Annotated in this window: 18 protein-coding genes and 1 tRNA gene; 6 read left to right on the top strand and 13 right to left on the bottom strand. The window is 61.5% G+C overall.

The genetic code is table 11. The annotated features are described in order from the left end of the window. Positions 1-116: 116 nt before the first annotated feature. The 6 genes from ACO06R_RS01160 to ACO06R_RS01135 form a co-directional block, all read right to left on the bottom strand. Positions 117-761, bottom strand: a complete 645-nt coding sequence (locus ACO06R_RS01160) for a class II aldolase/adducin family protein (RefSeq protein ID WP_421854983.1) — start codon at positions 759-761, stop codon at positions 117-119. Then, positions 754-1,911: a Tm-1-like ATP-binding domain-containing protein gene (locus ACO06R_RS01155; RefSeq protein WP_421854980.1), complete on the bottom strand. Its 1,158-nt coding sequence runs from the start codon at positions 1,909-1,911 to the stop codon at positions 754-756. Before ACO06R_RS01155 ends, ACO06R_RS01160 begins: the two co-directional genes overlap by 8 nt. Before the next feature lie 5 nt (positions 1,912-1,916). After that, the gene (locus tag ACO06R_RS01150; RefSeq protein WP_421854977.1) at positions 1,917-2,846 is read right to left on the bottom strand and encodes a carbohydrate ABC transporter permease; all 930 of its coding nucleotides are present in this window, start codon (positions 2,844-2,846) and stop codon (positions 1,917-1,919) included. Between the two features lie 3 nt (positions 2,847-2,849). Next, positions 2,850-3,755, bottom strand: a complete 906-nt coding sequence (locus ACO06R_RS01145) for a carbohydrate ABC transporter permease (protein ID WP_421854974.1) — start codon at positions 3,753-3,755, stop codon at positions 2,850-2,852. Between the two features lie 84 nt (positions 3,756-3,839). After that, positions 3,840-5,168 (bottom strand): extracellular solute-binding protein, encoded by a 1,329-nt coding sequence (locus ACO06R_RS01140; RefSeq protein WP_421854971.1) that lies wholly within the window; start codon positions 5,166-5,168, stop codon positions 3,840-3,842. A gap of 34 nt (positions 5,169-5,202) precedes the next feature. Further along, entirely contained in the window at positions 5,203-6,288 is a 1,086-nt protein-coding gene (locus tag ACO06R_RS01135) for an ABC transporter ATP-binding protein (protein WP_421854968.1), read from the bottom strand. Positions 6,289-6,438: 150 nt separating this feature from the next. On the opposite strand from ACO06R_RS01135, the gene ACO06R_RS01130 reads away from it, so the two are divergent. The 5 genes from ACO06R_RS01130 to ACO06R_RS01110 all read left to right on the top strand — a co-directional run bounded on the left by ACO06R_RS01130 (position 6,439) and on the right by ACO06R_RS01110 (position 11,189). Beyond that, a complete protein-coding gene (locus ACO06R_RS01130; protein WP_421854965.1) occupies positions 6,439-7,095 on the top strand; it encodes a GntR family transcriptional regulator in 657 nt (218 codons plus the stop codon). A gap of 89 nt (positions 7,096-7,184) precedes the next feature. Continuing rightward, entirely contained in the window at positions 7,185-8,120 is a 936-nt protein-coding gene (locus ACO06R_RS01125; RefSeq protein WP_421854962.1) for an N-acyl homoserine lactonase family protein, read from the top strand. Between the two features lie 2 nt (positions 8,121-8,122). Beyond that, positions 8,123-8,959, top strand: a complete 837-nt coding sequence (locus ACO06R_RS01120; protein ID WP_421854959.1) for a TIGR01459 family HAD-type hydrolase — start codon at positions 8,123-8,125, stop codon at positions 8,957-8,959. Between the two features lie 38 nt (positions 8,960-8,997). Then, a complete protein-coding gene (locus ACO06R_RS01115) occupies positions 8,998-9,924 on the top strand; it encodes a class II aldolase/adducin family protein (RefSeq protein WP_421854956.1) in 927 nt (308 codons plus the stop codon). Beyond that, positions 9,921-11,189: an FGGY-family carbohydrate kinase gene (locus ACO06R_RS01110; protein WP_421854953.1), complete on the top strand. Its 1,269-nt coding sequence runs from the start codon at positions 9,921-9,923 to the stop codon at positions 11,187-11,189. The genes ACO06R_RS01115 and ACO06R_RS01110 overlap by 4 nt, the downstream gene beginning before the upstream one ends. A gap of 163 nt (positions 11,190-11,352) precedes the next feature. Here ACO06R_RS01110 and ACO06R_RS01105 read toward each other — a convergent pair whose 3' ends face one another. From ACO06R_RS01105 to ACO06R_RS01090, 4 genes are read right to left on the bottom strand one after another with little or no spacing between them, the layout of a single operon-like run. After that, entirely contained in the window at positions 11,353-12,312 is a 960-nt protein-coding gene (locus ACO06R_RS01105; RefSeq protein WP_421854950.1) for a substrate-binding domain-containing protein, read from the bottom strand. A 37-nt stretch (positions 12,313-12,349) separates the two neighbouring features. After that, on the bottom strand, positions 12,350-13,327 hold the full coding sequence (locus tag ACO06R_RS01100) for an ABC transporter permease (RefSeq protein WP_421854947.1): 978 nt from the start codon (positions 13,325-13,327) through the stop codon (positions 12,350-12,352). Then, on the bottom strand, positions 13,324-14,826 hold the full coding sequence (locus ACO06R_RS01095) for a sugar ABC transporter ATP-binding protein (RefSeq protein ID WP_421854944.1): 1,503 nt from the start codon (positions 14,824-14,826) through the stop codon (positions 13,324-13,326). Before ACO06R_RS01095 ends, ACO06R_RS01100 begins: the two co-directional genes overlap by 4 nt. Further along, positions 14,823-16,292, bottom strand: coding sequence for an aldehyde dehydrogenase family protein (locus ACO06R_RS01090; RefSeq protein ID WP_421854941.1), 1,470 nt, complete (start codon positions 16,290-16,292; stop codon positions 14,823-14,825). Before ACO06R_RS01090 ends, ACO06R_RS01095 begins: the two co-directional genes overlap by 4 nt. A gap of 237 nt (positions 16,293-16,529) precedes the next feature. Here ACO06R_RS01090 and ACO06R_RS01085 point away from each other — a divergent pair, with 237 nt between their 5' ends. After that, a complete protein-coding gene (locus tag ACO06R_RS01085) occupies positions 16,530-17,276 on the top strand; it encodes an IclR family transcriptional regulator (protein ID WP_421854938.1) in 747 nt (248 codons plus the stop codon). A gap of 252 nt (positions 17,277-17,528) precedes the next feature. Here the strand turns inward: ACO06R_RS01085 and ACO06R_RS01080 are convergent. The 3 genes from ACO06R_RS01080 to ACO06R_RS01070 form a co-directional block, all read right to left on the bottom strand. Next, positions 17,529-18,655 (bottom strand): IS3 family transposase gene (locus ACO06R_RS01080; protein WP_421854935.1). Its coding sequence is split into 2 segments (ribosomal slippage): positions 17,529-18,391 and positions 18,391-18,655, totalling 1,128 coding nucleotides; the frame shifts between segments, so codons are not numbered across the junction. Next, positions 18,544-19,008 carry a DUF6538 domain-containing protein gene (locus tag ACO06R_RS01075; RefSeq protein WP_421854932.1) on the bottom strand — a complete coding sequence of 155 codons (465 nt, stop codon included), beginning with the start codon at positions 19,006-19,008 and terminating at the stop codon, positions 18,544-18,546. Before ACO06R_RS01075 ends, ACO06R_RS01080 begins: the two co-directional genes overlap by 112 nt. Positions 19,009-19,072: 64 nt before the next feature. Next, a tRNA-Leu gene (locus tag ACO06R_RS01070) sits at positions 19,073-19,157 on the bottom strand. Positions 19,158-19,189 lie beyond the last annotated feature (32 nt).

The raw sequence follows: 19,189 nt of genomic DNA, 5'->3' as shown, positions 1-19,189 counted from the left end.
CCAACGGCCCCCGGCAGCCTGACCGGAATTGGTCGCCACGAGCGGGCCTCCGCGGGCGAGGCGGTTCGCATGATATCCGGCGCCATGACTGTTGCCGAGCCAATAGCGACCCAAGTTCAGGCTTTGGCGTCCGCGGCAGTGCCAAAACGCGGAAGATCGGCGTTCCGTTTGCCGTGCGCAGCCATCAGCGTATCGCGGACAAAGGCGATGTGGGCGGTTTCTTCGATGATCTCAGCCAGGTATTGCGCGGCCATGAGGGTCCGGCCGACGCCGATCGTTCCGTGGTTTGCCAGCACAGCTGCGTTGACCGCCGGGTCCCGGAACACCGGGGAGATGTCCTCTTCCGTCTGTGGCCCGCCCTGCGGTGACAGCGGGATGAGCGGCATGCGGCCGATCTTCTCTATGGTCTGCACGGTCAGGCAGGGGATTTCGAGGCCGGCGCTGGCATAGCCCGTGGCCCACGGGCTGTGGCAGTGGACGACAGCGCGGATGTCATCGCGGATGCGATAGAGATCGAGATGGAAGCCGAGGTCCTTCGACGGCTTGTGGTCGGAGGGCTCGATGGTGCCGTCCAGATGCACGATCTGCAGGTTCTCGCGCGTGCATTCGTTGAATCCGACGCCGGAGGGCTTGATGATGATGGCATCCTGGCTATCGAGTCGCACCGACAGGTTGCCGCCGGCATTGGTCTGGAGCCTGAGGTCGAAGCAGCGTTTCGCGGCTGCGATCAGGGCGTCTTTCTTTTCGTTGATGTCAGACATCGGGATCCGCCTTGGTTTGGAATGCGGTCAGGCCGTCGAGGCTGGCAAGGATTGTCTCAGTGACTTCCGGCGCGGAGATGTGCGCATCCATTGGATGAACAACGGTCCTGGGAGAAATGTCCTGCCGAACCTGGTCGAGGAAAACCTGCCGGAGGTTTCCGTCTTCGATCGCGCCCCCCGGGCAGTCCTGATGCGAGAAGCCACCCATGGGGACGATGAGGGCCGTGGGGCCCTTGGCGGCGTTCAGCACCTTGGCAAGCTCGGAGGCGATTAGCCGCATTTCATCGGGCTCGAGCTTCACGTGGGTAAAGAAGCCGGAATGCGCATAGTGGGGGCGACCGCGGTAGGTCGCCGGCAACGTGGACAATTCACCGAGGCCGAGGAAGTTGAGGGCACCCGGGAGCATCAGACGGGGCAGGTCCGCGGCTGCGGTAAAGCGTCCGGGCATATCCACGCGGGCGCCGGCCAGGTGGATGCGGGTCAGTTCATGCGGGGTCATGTCGACGATTGCCCAAAAAGCGCCCATAGCCGCAAAGCGGGCGAAGGCGGCACCGCCATAACCGTTGGAATGGAAGACGGTGCTTTCTTCGCCGCGGCGGTCTAGGGCATGGACCAGAGCTGCCACCGCCGCCTCGTTGGCGCCGAGGCCGGTAATGCCGATGGACGGTGCGGGTGGCGTGTTTGGGATCGCGCTCAGTCCGGCGGTAATGACGGCCGCTTTCCCAAGGACCTCGCGGATCACCGTGTTCAGGCCGGAGATGTCGGCAAGGGTGGGAACCAGGATGATGGAGCTTTCGGCCACCGCCGCGCGGGGATCGAATGGCAGGGTCGTGACGAGCACCTTCGGGAAGGTAATGGGCAACGCCCGCATCACGCGGATGCAGATTTCGCCTCCAGTACCTCCCCCAATGCCGACGACGGCGCGGCAGCCCTCAGCGATTGCCGCTTCAGCCACGTTTCTGGCCTCGGCCACAGTGGCGTTCATGCGGGCAAGCTTGCCCGGACCGTCCTGAACGACACCGCCCGTGTTCAGCGAAATATCGACAATGCGTGCTGCTGCCCCGTGCTCCTTCAGGCGGTCAATCAGGTACTCCGCCTCCCGCGCCTTGGTTTCAAGGGTCGCCAGAACCAGGACCGAGGCGGTTCCCACAGGCGTCAGCCTTTGACCGCGCCGGCGGTCATGCCGGTGATGATCTGACGGCTGGCGAACAATGTGAAGATGATCGGTGGGATCGCCAGAAGCATGCCGGTCGCCATGATCACTCCCCATTCGACGTTGAACTCGGACATATTGTTGACGATCAGGATCGGCACGGTCTTGGTGTTTCGATCCGACAGCGCAGAAGCCAGCAGATATTCGTTCCAGGCAATGCGGAATGTAAAGATCGCCGCTGCCGCGAGGCCCGGCTTGATCAGCGGCAGGACAATCATGAAGAAAACCTGGAACGGCCCCGCCCCGTCGACCCGAGCGGCTTCTTCCAGGCTTTGCGGCACCTGAACGATGAAGCTCTGCAAGATCCAGATGACGAAGGGCAGGTTCATCGCCACATAGACGAGGATGATGCCGGAATGGGTGCCGGCCAGGCAGACATCGCCGCGTCCGCCGAAGGTGTCGCGAATCCAGCTTCCGATCATGGTCGCCCGGTCGATGCAGAACTCGTTGTTCCAGAGCCCGAAGACCGGCACCAGCAACACCGCCGGCGGAACCATGCGGACCATCAGCGTGGTCAGCGACACCGTATCGCGGCCATAGAAGCGGAAGCGCACCAGCGCATAGGCCGCCATGCAACCAATCACAAGCGTCAAGGCGGTCGAGATTAACGCGATGATCAGCGAGTTGATGAACGCACCGCCGAACTTCAGTGCACAGAAATCGAGATGATCGGGTTCGTACCAGAGGATGTCGCAAAGCGCGGTTTCGTAGTTCTGGATCGTCGGCAGGAACAGAAGGCCGGCAGTGCCTGAAATGATGTCGACATCAAGCTTGAAGGAGTTGACGAACATCAGGGTGATCGGCCCGACCGCCATGAAGATCAGGGCGGCGAGCAGCGCGTAGAAGGCCGGGCTCTGTCTTTCGTTGTTCATCGCTCAGTGCTCTTCCTGTATCTGGCGTTCGATCCAGCCAGCGCGGGCTTCCTGCAGCCGTGTGAAGACGAACATGGCAAGGGTCAGGAACAGCAGGAGGATCAACAGGTAATTCGACATCGCCGCCGCGGTGCCGAGTTCGCGAAATTCTGTGGCGGTGCGCGAAATTCGCAGTGCGACGATCTCGGTCGACAGGCCCGGACCGCCCTCGGTCATGACCAGGATGACCTCAAGCACCTTGAATGCATCGATCAGGCGCAGCAGTGCCGTGACGATCAACACCGGCATCATCAACGGCAGCTTGATGTGCCAGATCTGCTGCCATTGGGTCGCGCCGTCGATGCGGGCTGCTTCGAGCGCCGAGCGCGGCAGCGACTGGAGCGCGGCCAGCGCGAGAATGAAGATAAACGGCGTCCACTGCCAGATATCGGCGATGATGACCGACAGCAGCGCATGCTGGCCGAGCCAGTCGACGCTGTCCAAGCCCAGCGATTTCAGCGTTCGGTTAAAGGTGCCGACAGTCGGGTGGTACATGTAGCGCCACATCAGGCCGACCACGACCGGCGCGATCATCATCGGCAGGATGAACAGCGTGCGCAGTATCGACATGCCGCGGATGTTGCGGTCGAGAAGCAGCGCCAGCCCGACGCCGATGACAAGCTCGGCGACAACGACGCTGAAGGCGAAAGTCAGCGTGACCGAGAGGCTTTCGCGGAAGGCGGGATCGAAGAACAGCGTGACATAGTTTTTCAGGCCGACGAATTCGCTCTCGCCGATGCTCTGGCTCGGGTTCCAGTCACGGAACGAGCCATAGATCATGTAGCCAAGCGGATACAGAAGCGCGATGCCCATGATGATCACGGCGGGCGCCATGAACAGATAGGGCGTAAGACGGTTGGCGGCATTCATCTGCGGGTCGACAGCCTGATCCGGAGCGTGGAGCTTGTTTGATCCGGGGGCGGTGCCGTGACCGCCCCCGTTTGGCAGGGAGGACTACTGCCAGGTGTAGTAGCCGGCCTCTTCCATCACCGTCTTGGTGCGCTCGGCGACGCCATCCAGCGCTTCCTGGATATCGAGATCCTCGGTCAGCACTTTCGACAACGTGGTTCCGAGATCGGCATTGATCTTTCCCCAGACCGGGATGATCGGACGCCAGTCCGGATCGGCGTGCTTCAACGCTTCGCCGAAGGTCGCCATATGCGGGAACTTGGCGTTCACATCTGTGTCCGCGTGGGTGGAGAAGCGCGAGGGATTGCCGCCGGCCATGGCCACCAGCTTGTCGCCCTCCTTGGAGGTCAGCCACTGCATCAGCAGGAAGGCCGCTTCCTTGTTCTCGGCGTTTTTCGGAATGCCGATTCCAAAGCCGCCCGTCTGCGAACCGCGGCGCACGCCCATCGGATGCATCGCCCATCCGACTTTGCCGACAACCTGGGATTTGTTCGGATCGTTGATCTGACCCGCAACGACGGTCGTGTCCAGGAACATGGCGGTGTCGCCATTGAGGAACGAGCCGAGCGCTTCGCCGAATCCAAAGCTGGCTGCGCCTTCCGGACCGCAATCGACAATGGTCTTCAGCGCGTTTGCCGCTTCGATACCGGCCGCATTGTTGACGATCGGATTCCACTGGTCATCGAAGATGCGCCCACCGAGCGGTGCCAGATGCAGCAGGAATGCGTGGCTGGCATGGTGGCCGGAGGCCGCGCGCGATGACAGCCCGCCCATTCCCGGCTCCAATTCGGGAATCTTGCAGGCGGTTTCCAGCAGTTCGTCATAGGTTTCCGGAACCTTGAGCCCGTGTTTGTCGAAGATGTCCTTCCGGTAGCCCAGGATCGATGTTTCCGAACCGTAAGGAATACCGAACAGCGAACCGGTCTTGCCCTCCAGATAACCCTTGTTTCCGCCGGCAAAGCCGATGTTGTAGACATAGCCGTCGATCAGGTCGTCCGCATCGTAGGACGGATCGGCCAGCTTCGGATTCATGAAGTAGCGCGCGAGATTCTCGAGCTGATCGGCATAGACGTAGTCTGCCTTGGAAAAGACCACATAGGCGATCAGGTCGTACTCACCTTCGTCCTGCGCGAGTTCGAGCGTCTGGCGCTCGCGCATCTTCAGGTAGGGCAGTTGGTCGACCTCAACCTCGATACCGGTCTTCTTGGTGAATTCCGGCAGGATCTTCATCACCGCATCGAAATGCGGGTGGGCCGGGAAATTCACGATCAACGTCTCGCCTGCATAATCGTCATAGGGACCGGCGATCGCCGCCGAGGCCAGTGCGAGTGTCGTTGAGGCAGCCAGTGCCGCCCGTTTCAGTGTCTGTAGCATCAGAATTCCTCCCTGAGTTGTTCGTTCGGGCGCGCTAGAGCGCCTCCTCCGTGTTGCGGTCAAACAGATGGATGCCCTCAGGTCTGACCGCGAACCTGAGTGTCTCGCCCAATGCGATGGGGGCTTCGGATTTCAGCTCGACCGTCACATCGGTTTCGCCGCAGGCGCACAGAAGGACCGACTGCGCGCCGATGTATTCAGACACCTTGACCTTGAGATCGAGCGCCGCGCCGTCCGGTGCAGCCGCATCGAACTCCAGATCCGTCGGACGAATACCCATGATGGCCTGCTCGGATCCGGACGGCAGTGTCGCCGCCTTCTTTTCGGGAATGGCTACGCGGAAACCGTTGCCTGCAGCGAACAACGTATCGCCGTCCTGGCGGAGATCGACATCGAAGAAGTTCATCGGTGGCGTTCCGAGAAAGCCGGCGACGAATTTGTTGGCCGGGTGTTTGAACAGCTCCTCGGGCGTGCCCTGTTGCTGGATGTGTCCGCCGTGCATGACAACGATCCGGTCGGCGAGCGTCATCGCCTCGATCTGATCGTGGGTGACATAGATCATGTTCTTCTGGACGCGCTGGCGCATCAGCGCCAGTTCGGCGCGCATCTGTCCGCGCAGCTTGGCGTCGAGGTTCGACAACGGCTCGTCGAAGAGAAAGATGTCGCTGTCCTTGGCGAGCGCGCGCGCCATCGCCACGCGCTGCCGCTGGCCGCCCGAAAGCGCGCCGGGCTTGCGATGCAGATACTCCGTCAGCCCGACCATGTCGGCGACGTGGCGCACCTTGGCGTCGATCTCCGCCTTCGGCCGTTTCTGCAGCCGCAAGGCAAAGGAGATGTTCCGCGCGACGTTCATGTGCGGATAAAGCGCGTAGTCCTGGAACACCATCGCCAGATTTCGGTCCTTTGGCTCCAGGCGGCTGACCGGCCGGCCGCCGATAAAGATCTCGCCGTCGGTGACCGTCTCCAGGCCGGCGATCATGCGCAGGGTCGTCGACTTGCCGCAACCCGAAGGTCCAACCAGCGCAGTGAACTCGTTCTCGGCCATGCTGAGATCGATGCCATGCAGCACTTGGACGGCTCCATAGCGCTTGACCATGTTCTGCAGGCGGATCTCAGGCATGCCGTTCCTCGCTTAAACAGGGGTTGATTATTTTGTATACAGAAAGAAATGTAAATATACAAAAAAGAAAAATCAGGCTTAGATACGCTGCGTCAAATTGCACCAGCCGGGGATCTGGGATAGAAACGGCTCGCTTGGACAGGAACCCACATGCTGAACGGACTAAAAGGCTCGCAAAGGCTCTCGGCGGCTCAACGAATCGAGCAGGCGCTGCTGGATGAGATCAGTGCAGGCAAGTTGTCGCCTGGGCAGCGGCTCGACGAGGTCGGGCTGGCCGAGCGCTTCGGCGCGTCGCGTACGCCTGTTCGGGAAGCGCTGTCCCGCCTGACCGCACAGGGCGTCCTTGTTCAGGGAGAGCGACGGGGTGTCTTCGTGGCCGAGTACAGTCGCGAGGAACTCAGTCAAATCTTTGAGGCAATGCACGAAATCGAGGCCGCATGCGCCAGAATCGTGTCGCAGCGCCTGACCCTGCTCACCCGTTCGGAGATCGAGGCGGCGCAGGCGGAGTGCGTCAAGGCGGCAGAATCGGGCGATCGCGCCGCATACCTTGCCGCGAACGAGGCTTTCCACCTGACGATCTACAATGCGACGGGCAATCCCTACATGGCCGAGATAGCGTCGGATTTCCGTCGCCGCACCGGGCCGTTCCGGGCCAAGAAATTCGCTAGCCAGGAGGATCTCCTGGCTTCCGCGCAGAGTCACCAGGCGCTGATCGACGACATTTTCTCTGAGGATTCGGTGACGGCGTCCAAAGGTATGCGCAGTCATATGACGGAAAGCTTCATGCAGGCGCTCAAGGCGAACTAAAGTGCGTCGCCATGTAATTTTCACTTGAAAACGGATGTGAATTCCCTTTTCTGTATGCAGAATAGAAAACATGCATACGGGAAGAGGCCATGGGTATCGCGCAAACGAGGATTTATCCGATCAACACCGGTTGGTTGGAAGCGGATCTCGGCACCTACATTTTCTGGAAGGGGCCGGCGGGCAAGAAGTACTGGAACCCGGTCTATTGCCACTATGTCGATACCGGCGAGCACAAGATCCTGATCGACACCGGCCTGTGCGACGAAGAGCGGGCCACCAAGTATCACCACAAATGCGAAAAGCGAGGCTGTCTGGAGGTGCATGATCACCTTCAGCAGAAGCTCGGTGTCCATCCGGACGAAATCGACGCGATCATCTTTACCCATCTGCACTGGGACCATGTGCAGAACATGAAGCAATTCAAGAATGCGCGATACATCGCACCGAAAGCCGAAATCGAAATGGCGTACAATCCGCTGCCGCTCTACTATCGCACCTACGAATGCGGCATTCTGGGCATCGAGCCGGCCTATGCGGGCTGCGTCTTCGAAGCGGTTGAGCACGAATGCGAGGTGTTGCCGGGTATCACCATGTTCCATACGCCGGGCCACTCGGTGGGGCATATGGCGGTGACCGTGGAAACAGGCGCCGGCGACATCGTGGTGGCCGGCGATGCGATTTTCGTCGAGCGCAATCTGGAACCGAATCCCGCCGAGAAATGGCGTTACTGGGTGCCGGCACGGTTTGTCAGCAGTTACGAAGGGTGGAAATCGGTCGAGGAGATCGACAAGCGGGCCGATTATGTGCTGCCCTGCCATGACGCAGCCGCCAATGAGCGGTCCGACGTCTTTCCCTATGAGGGCATGCCCATCCGCAAGCGCCGTCAATCGATACCGGGCTTCCAGTTCTATTTCGGCGACATGCCGGACGGTGCTGCGGCGAGTGCGGCACCGGCCATGACAGCGGACGAGGCAAAGGCCTACCTCGCCGGCCTTGCCGACCCAAAGGACATGGCTGAGTTCTGACAGTGACCCGCGCCATCAAAGCCCTCGCGGAAGTGGCGCATGACTACGACGCCATCGTGCTGGATCAGTGGGGCGTGTTGCATGACGGCTCAGCCCCCTACCCCGGCGCGGTCCCTTGCATCGCGGGGCTTGCAAGGGCGGGCCACCGGCTTGCCGTACTCTCAAACTCCGGCAAAAGCGCCGAGGCCAATGCCCGGCGCATCGGTGACATCGGGTTCGATATGTCGGACTTTGCGGCGGTGATGACCAGCGGGGAAGCGCTGTGGCGGGACATAGACCAGGGAAACATTCCGGAGCGAAGGTTCGTTGCGGTTGAGCGTGAGGCCGGTGACGCGGCTTCGTGGGCCTGCGGTCTGGACATCGCGTTGCAACCGGAATTGCAACACGCCGAGGCCATCCTGCTGATGGGATTGCCAGACAATAGCAGGCTTGAAGACTGGCGGCCCATTCTCTCCGACGCGCTGTCACGCAGTCTGCCGGTATACTGCTCCAATCCGGACCAAGCGAGCCCGCGGGCGGATGGCACGGTGATCTCGCCCGGGGCGCTGGCCTCTGCCTATTGTGACATGGGCGGCAAAGTCACGTTCTATGGCAAGCCGCATCGTCCCGTCTTCGATGCGCTGCGCACGGCTTTGGGCGCCGAACGGCTGCTCATGGTGGGCGACAGCCTGGAGCACGACATTGCCGGCGCCCAAGCGGCGGGCTGGGACGGTCTGCTCATCCAGGGCGGGCTCTACGCGGCAGCCTTTGCGGGCGCCGACAAAGACGCGGTTCTTGAGCGGCTCGTGGCGGATTGCGGATGCGCCGCACCGGATTATCGCATGGAGTGCTTGGGATGATGACACGGCCAGAGCTTGTGACACCGGAGTTTCGGGCCATGTCTGCCCGTCTCGGCAGCGATCCGCTGCAGGTGCAGGGACCGGGCGGCAACACCTCCGTCAAGGATGGCGACGTGATGTGGGTGAAGGCGTCCGGCACCGAACTGGCCGATGCCGAGCGACGCGATATCTTTGTTCCCGTCGATCGTGTGGCGGCACTGTCGGAAGCGCGGGAGGCAGCGGGCGACGGGAGTTGCAAGTCGACCGTGCTGGATCCGACGACCGGGCTTCGGCCTTCGATCGAGACGACCTTTCATGCTGCGCTTAATCACGCCGTTGTTGCGCATACGCATTCGGTGGCCACGTTGGCTCACGTGATCGGACCCGAGGGACGAGATGCCGCAGCTCGGAAACTCGGCGGTCTGCCGTTCCTGATGGTGCCATATGCCAAGCCCGGCCTGCCATTGACCCGCGAGATATTGGCGCGGATTACGCCTGAGATACGAATCATCCTGTTGGCGAACCACGGCCTGATCTGCTGTGGCGCGACGGTGGAGGAGGTCTCCGGGCTCATTGCCGAAGTCGAGGCCCGGCTGCAGATTCAACCGAAAGCCGCCAGCGCGGAGCCGGACAAGCCCGCCCACGACGCCGGGTTTCATTGGGCCGAAACCGGCTGGCTCGCGCGCGAGGGATTGGCCTTGATCAAGGGCGGATCCTACTATCCGGATCATGTTGTGTTCCTCGGCCCCGGGCTGTCAGAGCACGATCCTGAAAGCGACGCACCCGCGATCCTGGTCCCGGATGTCGGGGTCCTGGTGCGTAATAGCGCAACGCCTGCCCAGCTTGCGATGCTGAAATGCCTGTCCGACGTGCTGCTGCGACTGCCGTCGAACTGGTCGGCCGAACCGATCGGTCCCACGGCCGAAGCCGAGCTTTTGAACTGGGATGCCGAGAAGTACCGGCAGGCGTTGGCGAAACGGACATGACGCTCGCGCTTGGCATAGATGTCGGCACCTCGGGCGTGCGCACCGCCGTCCGCGACCGGGACGGCGCCGTGCTTTCCATGGCCCGGACCGACCACCTGCCGCAAGATCCCGACTGGATCGACGCCGCACTGTGGTGGGAGGCGGTTGAAACCTGCATCCGCACCCAAGTGGATTCGCTGCGCGCCGACGGCCGCGATCCGCTGGAGATCACCGGGATCGCGGTGGATGGCACGTCGGGCACGATGGTGCTGACAGATGCACAATTGGAGCCCGTCACCCGTGCGCTGATGTACAACTCCAAGGGCTTCGAACTCGAAGCGGCGCGCATTGCCCGCGCCGCGCCACCGGTCCACATCGCTCGGGGTTCGTCTTCCGCCTTGGCGCGCGCCATGCGTCTGGTCGGCGAGGACACCGGTGGATCGGCGCGCCACCTCTTGCATCAGGCGGACTATGTCGCCGCGAAGCTCACGGGGCGCGGCGGCGAGTCGGACGACAACAATGCGCTCAAGACGGGTTATGACCCCGGATCCGCGACCTGGCCAGACTGGCTGGACCAGATCGGCTTTCCGGTCTCGGTTCTGCCGAACGTCGGCGCGCCAGGTAGCGACCTTGGCCCGATCCGGCCCGGTCTGGCTGATGAGCTTGGCCTGAGCCGGGAGGCCATGGTGCGGCGGGGCACGACGGACAGCATTGCCGCGTTTCTGGCGGCGGCCGACCCGGTCCCGGGCGTGGCGGTGACGTCGCTCGGCACGACGCTTGCAGTCAAACTGATGTCCGAAGTCCGAATAGACGACCCCGAAATCGGCCTTTACTCCCATCGAATCGGCGGTGCATGGCTCGCCGGCGGGGCCTCCAACACCGGCGGTGGCGTTCTTGCACACTACTTCTCGGGAGCCGAGCTTGAGCGTCTGAGCGTCAGTATCGACCCGGACACGCCTTCGGGCCTCGATTACTACCCCCTCCTTTCTCCGGGCGAGCGCTTTCCCATTAACGATCCCCATCTTGAACCGCGGCTGACGCCCCGCCCGCACGACGACGCGCAATTCCTGAAAGGCTTGTTGGAAGGCGTCGCCCAGGTCGAGGCCCTGGCCTATCGGGAGATCGAAGCACGGGGCGGCCCGTTTCCGACCAAGATCGTCACAGCGGGCGGCGGCGCCCGCAACATGGTCTGGCAGTCGATTCGTCGCCGCATCATCGGAGTGGACATCGTCCCGTCGGCGGAAGGCGAGGCCGCCGCCGGCGCCGCGAAGCTTGCTGCCGACTAGAGTGCGGCAACGGGGGCTGCGATCTGGTCTGCCGCGCTACCAAACCCCCGGTCCCGTACCACCACAACCGGCAGATCATCTCCCGGAAAGACCATCAAGATTTCTACTGCGCAAAAAATGGCCGGGCAGGGCCCGGCCATGACGTTTGGCGTATGGATTTCGACTAGAACACCTTGCTGGGATCGTAGCGTTTGACCGCCTCGTCCTTGAGCACAAGGCCCGAATAGAGCGGCGTTATGTTCGGCAGCTCCGCGCCGGCCAGCATGCCAATGAGGTGATGGAAACCGACGCGTCCGATCTCGTCGCTGTCGTTGACCGCGGTGGCGATGAAGTTGGAGCCTTCGCGCATCATCTCGCGTAGCGTGTCCTTGCCGGCATCCGAAGCGCCGAACACCATCTCGCCGGATCGGTCGGCGTCCTGCGCCGCCTTTTGCGCGCCGAGGCACATGGAGTCGTTCTCGCAGAACACGCCGTCGATGTCGGCGTGCTGCGCCAGCATGTCGCTCATCACCTTGTAGCCGCCGTCAACCGCCCAGCCGCCAAACCCGGGTGCGACGGTGATCTTCATGTCAGGGCTTGAGTTCAACGCTTCGGTGAACGCCTCGGTCCGCGCTATGCCGATTGAATTGTCGGCGGGTCCACCCTTGATCACCAGGACATGGCCCTTGCCGCCGAGATGTTTTTCCATGTGTTCGCCGATGACCCGGCCCATCACGTCGTTTTCGGCGCCGACCCAGTTCCAGGGCGTGGAGAGGTTGGTGTTCTGCCACAGCCGGTCGACAAAGACGACGGGGACCCCGGCTTCCTCGATGGCCAGCAGCGCTGACGGAATGGTTTCGGTCGGGCCGGCGCTGATGATCAGCCCGTCCACGCCCTTGGCGATCAGGTCGTCGATGTCGGACGCCATCTTGGCCGCGTCAAATCCCGCGTCGGTCGAGATGACCTCGATGTTTTCGTAGACTTCGGCCTCCTCGTGCACGGCGACGTCCATGCCGGCGAAATAGGGGGCGCCGTAGAACAGATTGGCCACGCCGATCTTGATCTTGTCGTCGGCCGCGCCGGCTGCCGCGCAACTAAATGCCAGTGTTGCCGCGACGATGGTGGACTTTAGCTGATGTCTCATTTCTTCTCCTCCTGACGAAAACTGTGTGGTTTGCCGATCAGTTGTCCGGCTTTCTGCGCACCAGAACGGCGACCAGAATGATCAGACCCTTGACGATCTGCTGGTAGTAGGACTGCACGTTGAAAAGGTTCAGGACGTTGTCGATCACGGCCAGCGCGATGACGCCGCCGAACATCCCGCCGACGTTGCCGCCGCCGCCGCCCAGAATGCCGCCGCCGATCACGACCGCCGCGATCGCGTCGAGTTCATAGGCAACGCCGACGCTGGGCTGCGAGATGCCAAGCCGGGCGGCCAGAAGCACGCCGGCAAGGGCTGCGAAGAATCCGCAAATGACATAGCAAAGCGTGATCTGGGCGCGCACATTGACGCCGGCCAGACGCACGGTTTCCGGGTTCATGCCGATTGCCATGATCGAGCGACCGGACCGTGTGTGGTTCATGAAGAACCAGACCAGCGGTATGCAGGCGAGGAAGATCGCGAATGGCACCGGAACCACGCCGAACAGCTTTCCCGCACCGAGCGTCTTCAGGAAGAATGCGTCTGTCGCGTAGGTCGGCGTCTCGCTGTAGACGAACAGCGCGCCGCGCACCGCACCCATCATCGCCAGCGTGACGATGAAGGGCTGCAGGCGAAGATAGGCGATCAGAATGCCGTTGATCAGCCCGACCACCACGCCGACCGAAAGCGCGATCGCGATCGCGAAGGCCACATGCATTTCCGATTGCAGGCCGGCGGCCAAAAGGCCGGCAAAGGCCACTGTCGATCCCACCGAAAGGTCGATACCGCCGGACCTGATCACGACGAACATACCGATCGACAACAACCCGGTCGTCACCATCTGGCGCGCCACATTGACCATGTTGCGCTCGGTGAAGAACGTATCCGAAGAGATCGCCGTGATGACGATCAGCGCGACCAGCACAGCGCCGAACGCGATATTGGCTTTCGCTGCCTTGGAAAACCGCTCGCGCCTTTCCGGCTTCAAGTTCATCTTCGATGTGTGCTGATCGTTCATGCGGCGGCGCGCTCCACATTTGCAGCGGCAACGAAGATCTCGTGCTCGTCGGTCCGTTCCGGATCGAACTCCGCGACGATCGATCCGGCCCTCATCACACAAATGCGGTGGGCCAGCCCCAAAACCTCCGGCATCTCGGAACTAATGAGCAGAATGCCGATTCCGGTGTCGGCGAGCTTGGCGATCAGTTTGTAGATCTCGACCTTTGTGGCGATATCGACGCCACGGGTCGGCTCATCAAGGATCAGCACCTTGAGCCCCGACATCAACAGCCACTTGGCAAGGACAACTTTCTGCTGGTTGCCGCCGCTCATGCGCCGCAGGATATGGGCGAGGTCGAGCGGCCGCAGATCAAGCTCGCTGACTTTGCGGAAAACCAGATCGCGCTGGGCGCGGCGATTGAGCACCGGCCCGATCGAGGTCCGGCCCATCGATGCCAGGCCGGCATTGTCTAGCACGTCCGCGTCGAGTGCCAGCCCGTCGATCTTCCGTTCCTCGGTGACGAACCCGATGCCGGCCTTCATGGCGTCGGCAGGCCGCGGGTGCCGCAATTCGGTACCATCCAGTTCGATGTGGCCGCTGTGATAGGAATCGGCTCCGAACAGCGCCCGCATGACCTCGCTCCGGCCTGAGCCGACCAGGCCGCAGAAACCGAGAATTTCACCGCGGCGCAGTTCAAAGGATACGTTGTCGATGATGCCCGGGCTGCTCAGTTGGCGGACCGAGAGCAGTGTTTCGCCGTCCGACTTCTTGCGCGGCGGGTAGATATCCTCCAGCGGGCGCCCGACCATCGACCGGATCAGCAGGTCGCGCGAGGCCTCGGAGCGCGACATCTGAACGACCGTCACGCCATCCTTCAGAACGACGATCCTGTCGGCAATCTCCAGCACCTCTTCCAGCCTGTGCGAGATGTACAAGATGATGGTTCCGCGCGCCTTGAGCGTCTCGATCCTGTCAAACAGAAGATCGGTTTCGGTTTGGGTCAGAACGCCGGTCGGTTCGTCCAAAATGAGCAGCTCCGGCGCCACCCTGATCGCCTTGGCGATCTCGAACATCTGCTGCATCGCGACCGAGAACTCGCCGGCCGGTCGTTCCACATTAATGTCCTTGAGCCCGAGCGCCTCGATTTCCGCCGTCGCCTCCGCATGCAGGCGTTTCCAGTCGATCCGTCCAATAGCTGTTACCGGCAGTTCACCGAGGAACAGGTTCTCGGCGATCGACAGGTCAGGCAGCAGGCTCAGTTCCTGATAGACCGTACGGATGCCCAGATCGAAGGCCTGGTGCGGTGTATCGATCACGGTCTTCCTGCCGTCGATCTCGATGCTGCCAAGCGTTGGGGTGCGTGAACCCGCCAGGATCGACATCAGCGTCGACTTGCCGGCGCCGTTTTCGCCGCAGATCGCGACCAGTTCACCCTCACGCGCCGCGAACGTCGCTTCCTTCAGCGCCAGCGTGGAGCCGAAAACCTTGACGATCCCGTTGAGCCGGATCTCTTTCACGACGTTTCGCCCGGGGTCGCGTAGAAGTCGAATGCGTCCTTGAAGACAACGGTCTTTGTTTCGCTCATGTCCTTCAGGGTTTCCAGGAAGCCTTCGCGGACGCCGTTGCCGCTCAGCTTGCGTCCGCCGAAAGGCAGGCACTCGATCCGCATGGCGGTCTGGTGATTGACGATCACCGTGCCGACCTGGAGCTTGATCGAGGCGTTCATGATCGACCGGAAATCGTTGGTGAAAATCGAGGCTTGCAGGCCGTAGTCGCTGTCATTGACCATCTCGATGGCGTGATCGATCGTGTCGAAGGCAACCAGCGGCAGGACAGGCCCGAAGACCTCCTCGCGCAGCAGCACATTGTCCGGCTCGACATCGACGAAGACCGCCGGATGAATGAACTGCCGGTCGCGCTTTCCGCCGATGAGAAGTGTCGCACCCTGTTCGACCGCGCGCTTGATCTGCGTCTCGACCCTGTCCGCCGCCACGGGCGAGATCATCGGACCGACATCGGTGTCGGGCAGGGTGTGGTCGCCGACCGAGAGCTTGCCGGTCAGTTCGACCACGCGATCGACGACGGCGCCGTGGATCTTCCGGTCGACGAACACCCGCTTGACCGCGCAGCAGATCTGCCCGTTGCCGGACGTGAACCGCCCGGCGACGAGCGCTTCGGCGGCAATCCTTGGATCGACGTCGGCGCAGATGATCGTCGCGTCGCTGCCGCCCAGTTCCAGGTGCACTTTCTTCAATGTCCGCGATGCGGCCGCCGATACGAGCCTGCCGACTTCGGTGCTGCCGGTCATCGAAACCATGTTCACGCCGTCGATCTCGGCAAGGCGCGCGCCGACCACCTCGCCATAACCGGTGAGGATCTGGTGTGCGCCTGCCGGCAGTCCCGCCTCTTCGAAGTATTTGGAGATCTCCAACATCGCCAGCGGGCACTCTTCGGGCGCTTTGGTGATCACCGCATTGCCTGCTGCCAGGCCGCCAGCGACCTTGTGCGACCAGAGTTCGACCGGATAGTTGAACGGAATGATCGCCGCGATGACACCGAGCGGCTGGTAGACGGTAAAGGCCAGCGAATTCTCCAGATCGGGAATGCCGTTGAGTGGGATGGCGTGCCCATGCAGCCGCTTGGCTTCCTCCGCATATCCCTTGATGATGCGCGCGGCGGCGTCGATCTCCCAGCCATCGACTTCCTTGAAGGTCTTGCCGTTTTCACGGTTCAACAGGGCGACGAGATGCTCGCGGTTGAGTGTGATCCGCGCCGCGACCGCCTCGAGTATCCGGGCGCGCTCGTGACCGGGCAGGGTTGCGATGCGGTGCTTGGCCTCGTTGGCGATTTCGACTGCGCGGTCGACATCGGCCACCGTCGCTGCCGGCACGGAGCCCAGCAATTCTCCGGTCGAAGGGTTGAGAATAGCCATTTCTGACGCGTCGGATGCCGACACCCAGTCACCACCAATCAGCATCTGCATTGGCTCTACTCCTCCCAGCACAAGTACGAATATTGTTTACGTACAGAAAACGTACGATGTCAACATTATTTGAACAAGAAAGGTTTCGCTAGCGCTCATAGTGATGATTATAAACGATAAAAAACAGAATCAAGTGATGACAGATTTAGGGAATGATCATGGAATTTTCGAGACTGGACAACTCTCTTCAACTCGGATAGAGATTTTGTACACATATCGTGCATATCGAGAGAGGCCATGAGCCGCGATACAAACAAGAGTTCGACAGTGCTGAAGGCATTCCGTGTGCTGGAAGCTGTTGCCGAAATGCCGGAGCCGGGAACCGCGCCGGAAGTCGCGAAGTTCGCGGGCATCGAAAGGGTGACCACGTACCGTATGCTGCGCACGATGGAGGAAGCGGGTTATCTGGAAATGGACCCGGCGGCCAAGACTTATCGCGTCAGCCGGCGCATTCTCAGTCTCGCCAAGCCTCTGATCGAGGACGGGCCGGACCGCCGCAACATCTCCGAACTGTTGAAAGCGGTCTCGAAGCGCACCGGCGAGACGTGCCATTTTTCCGAGTTGAGCGGTATCGAGACCGTTTTGACCCAGCGCGTTAAGGGGTCCCAGCTCGTTGCTGTCGATTTCAGGATCGGTACGCGCTGCGAATTGCACGCCACGTCGGTCGGCAAGGCGATCCTTGCACACCAGTCGCCTGAGTTCATCGATGACTATGTCATGCTGGACCTGAAGGGCTACACGACGAAAACGCTGACCTTGAAGGAACAACTCCTGGAGGAACTGGAGACGATCCGCCAGTCGGGCATCTCCTACGATTTCGAGGAGCTGTCAAACGGCATGAACTGCGTCGCCGTTCCCGTGCGTTCGCAATTCGGCGGCATCGAGGCCGGTATATCGATCTCTGGTCCGAGCAACCGCCTGGACCGCGCGCGACTGGCGGAACTGGGCCAGATCATGCGGGAAGAGATCGCGAACCTGGCTTGATGACCCGCTAATTGGAATGGGTCGGATATTGAAAGTCTCCCGCTTTAAGCGTGGACGATCCTGCAGCAGATGTCATTCAAGTTGAAGTGGACTTGTGATGACCTGCTCCCCTGAATGTACCCATTCACAGGCTAGCCCAGTTCATGTTGTGGTCCATTGCGGACCGGATTGCAAACTCGTTCGGCGTGAGCCCGCCGAGGCTGATATGTGGCCGGTGCTGAGCGGCCCCATCCGAGTGGTCCAGTTTGATTGTTAGTGCATGATCGGCCTTTGGTCCATCTGGATGACGGTTTCCGGCGCCGGTGGTCGGTAACCCAGCGCACTGTGTGGCCTCTTGGTGTTGTAGTGCTTCCTCCATTCTTCGATGATGATCTGGGCTTCGCGGAGCGAGTAGAATAGCTCCCCATTGAGCAACTCGTCACGCATCCTGCCGTTGAAGCTCTCGCAGTATCCGTTTTCCCAGGGACTGCCCGGTTCGATGAATGCGGTCTTCGCTCCGACTGCGTCGATCCATTTCCTGACGTCTTTAGCGATGAACTCGGGCCCGTTGTCTGATCTGATGAGGGCGGGCACGCCACGTAGGATGAACAAGTCCGACAGCGCATCGATCACCTCGACCGAGTTGAGCCTGCGCTTGACCCGGATCGCCAAGCATTCCCGGCTATGCTCGTCCAGGATGTTCAGCGTCCGGAACGCCTTGCCATCATCCGTGCGGCAGTGGACGAAGTCGTACGACCAGACATGATCGCGGTGCTCCGGTCGCAGCCGTATGCATGATCCATCGGTCAGCCAGAGCCGGCCCTTCTTTGGTTGCTTCATTGGTACTTTCAGCCCCTCTCGTCGCCACAGGCGCTCGACGCGCTTGTCGTTGACCTGCCATCCAGCCTCTCGCAGCACGGCCGCGATCCGGCGATAGCCGTACCGGCCATACTGCCGGGTCAGTTCAATCATGTCTGCCACCAGGCGCTCTTCATCTGCTCGGCCCCGCGGTAAACGCCGTTGTGTAGAGCGGTGCTGGCCGAGCGTCCGGCAAGCGCGGCGCTCCGACACGCCAAGCGTTTGCCGGACGCGATCGATGCAGGCACGGCGGCGAGCGGGGCTCAGAAGTTTCCCTTGGCAGCCTCCGTCAGGATGAGTTTGTCCAGCGTCAGATCCGACACGGCACGCCGGAGACGCTCGTTCTCCTTCTGCAGCCGCTTCAACTCCTTGAGTTGTTCGGTTCCCATCCCGCCGTACTTCTTCCGCCAGCGGTAGTAGGTCTGTTCGGTCACGCCGATCTGCCGGATCGCATCCGCGCGCGGCATTCCCTGACCGACAAGCACTTCGACCTGACGTAGCTTCGTGACAATCTCTTCGGGCTTGGCTCGCTTGTTTGCCATCTCTGATCCTCCGTTTTCCTAAAAATAACGGTGGACCAACTCACTGGGGGAGGCTCAGCTTCACTGAGCGTTATCCCGTCGCTCGCTATCGTGGCCTCGCTGGAGATGTGTTGATGGAGGAAGCGTTGCAGCGGATCGCCCGTGTTCTTCCACCGAAGGGTCAGCCAGTCTTCATCCAGCTTCGCCGCGAGGGAGATCGCCCTGGCTCGCGCAACTTTCTTTGACTTCGTTCGGAGTGAAATCGCTATTCGAGGGCTCTTGTAGTGGCCCTTGAGGTCCCCTGGGACGCGTCTTGAGAAATAGTACACGCCCCGTTTGGTGTACAAGAAAGGGGCATCTTTGGTCACCCACATGGTCTACCCTCCGCTCGGGTTCTTGATGAAACCGATTGGAAATCAACGGGTTACCTGAGGGAAATGGTGCCCAGAAGAGGACTCGAACCTCCACGCCTTGCGGCACACGGACCTGAACCGTGCGCGTCTACCAATTCCGCCATCTGGGCACGGGTTGGGTAGGCGGCACCGTTTACGCAGG

This window comes from Oricola sp. (assembly GCF_965230365.1).
Taxonomy (GTDB): domain Bacteria; phylum Pseudomonadota; class Alphaproteobacteria; order Rhizobiales; family Rhizobiaceae; genus Oricola.
The sequence above is the reverse complement of the archived record's forward strand: the minus strand, read 5'-3'. Positions and strand labels throughout refer to the sequence as shown.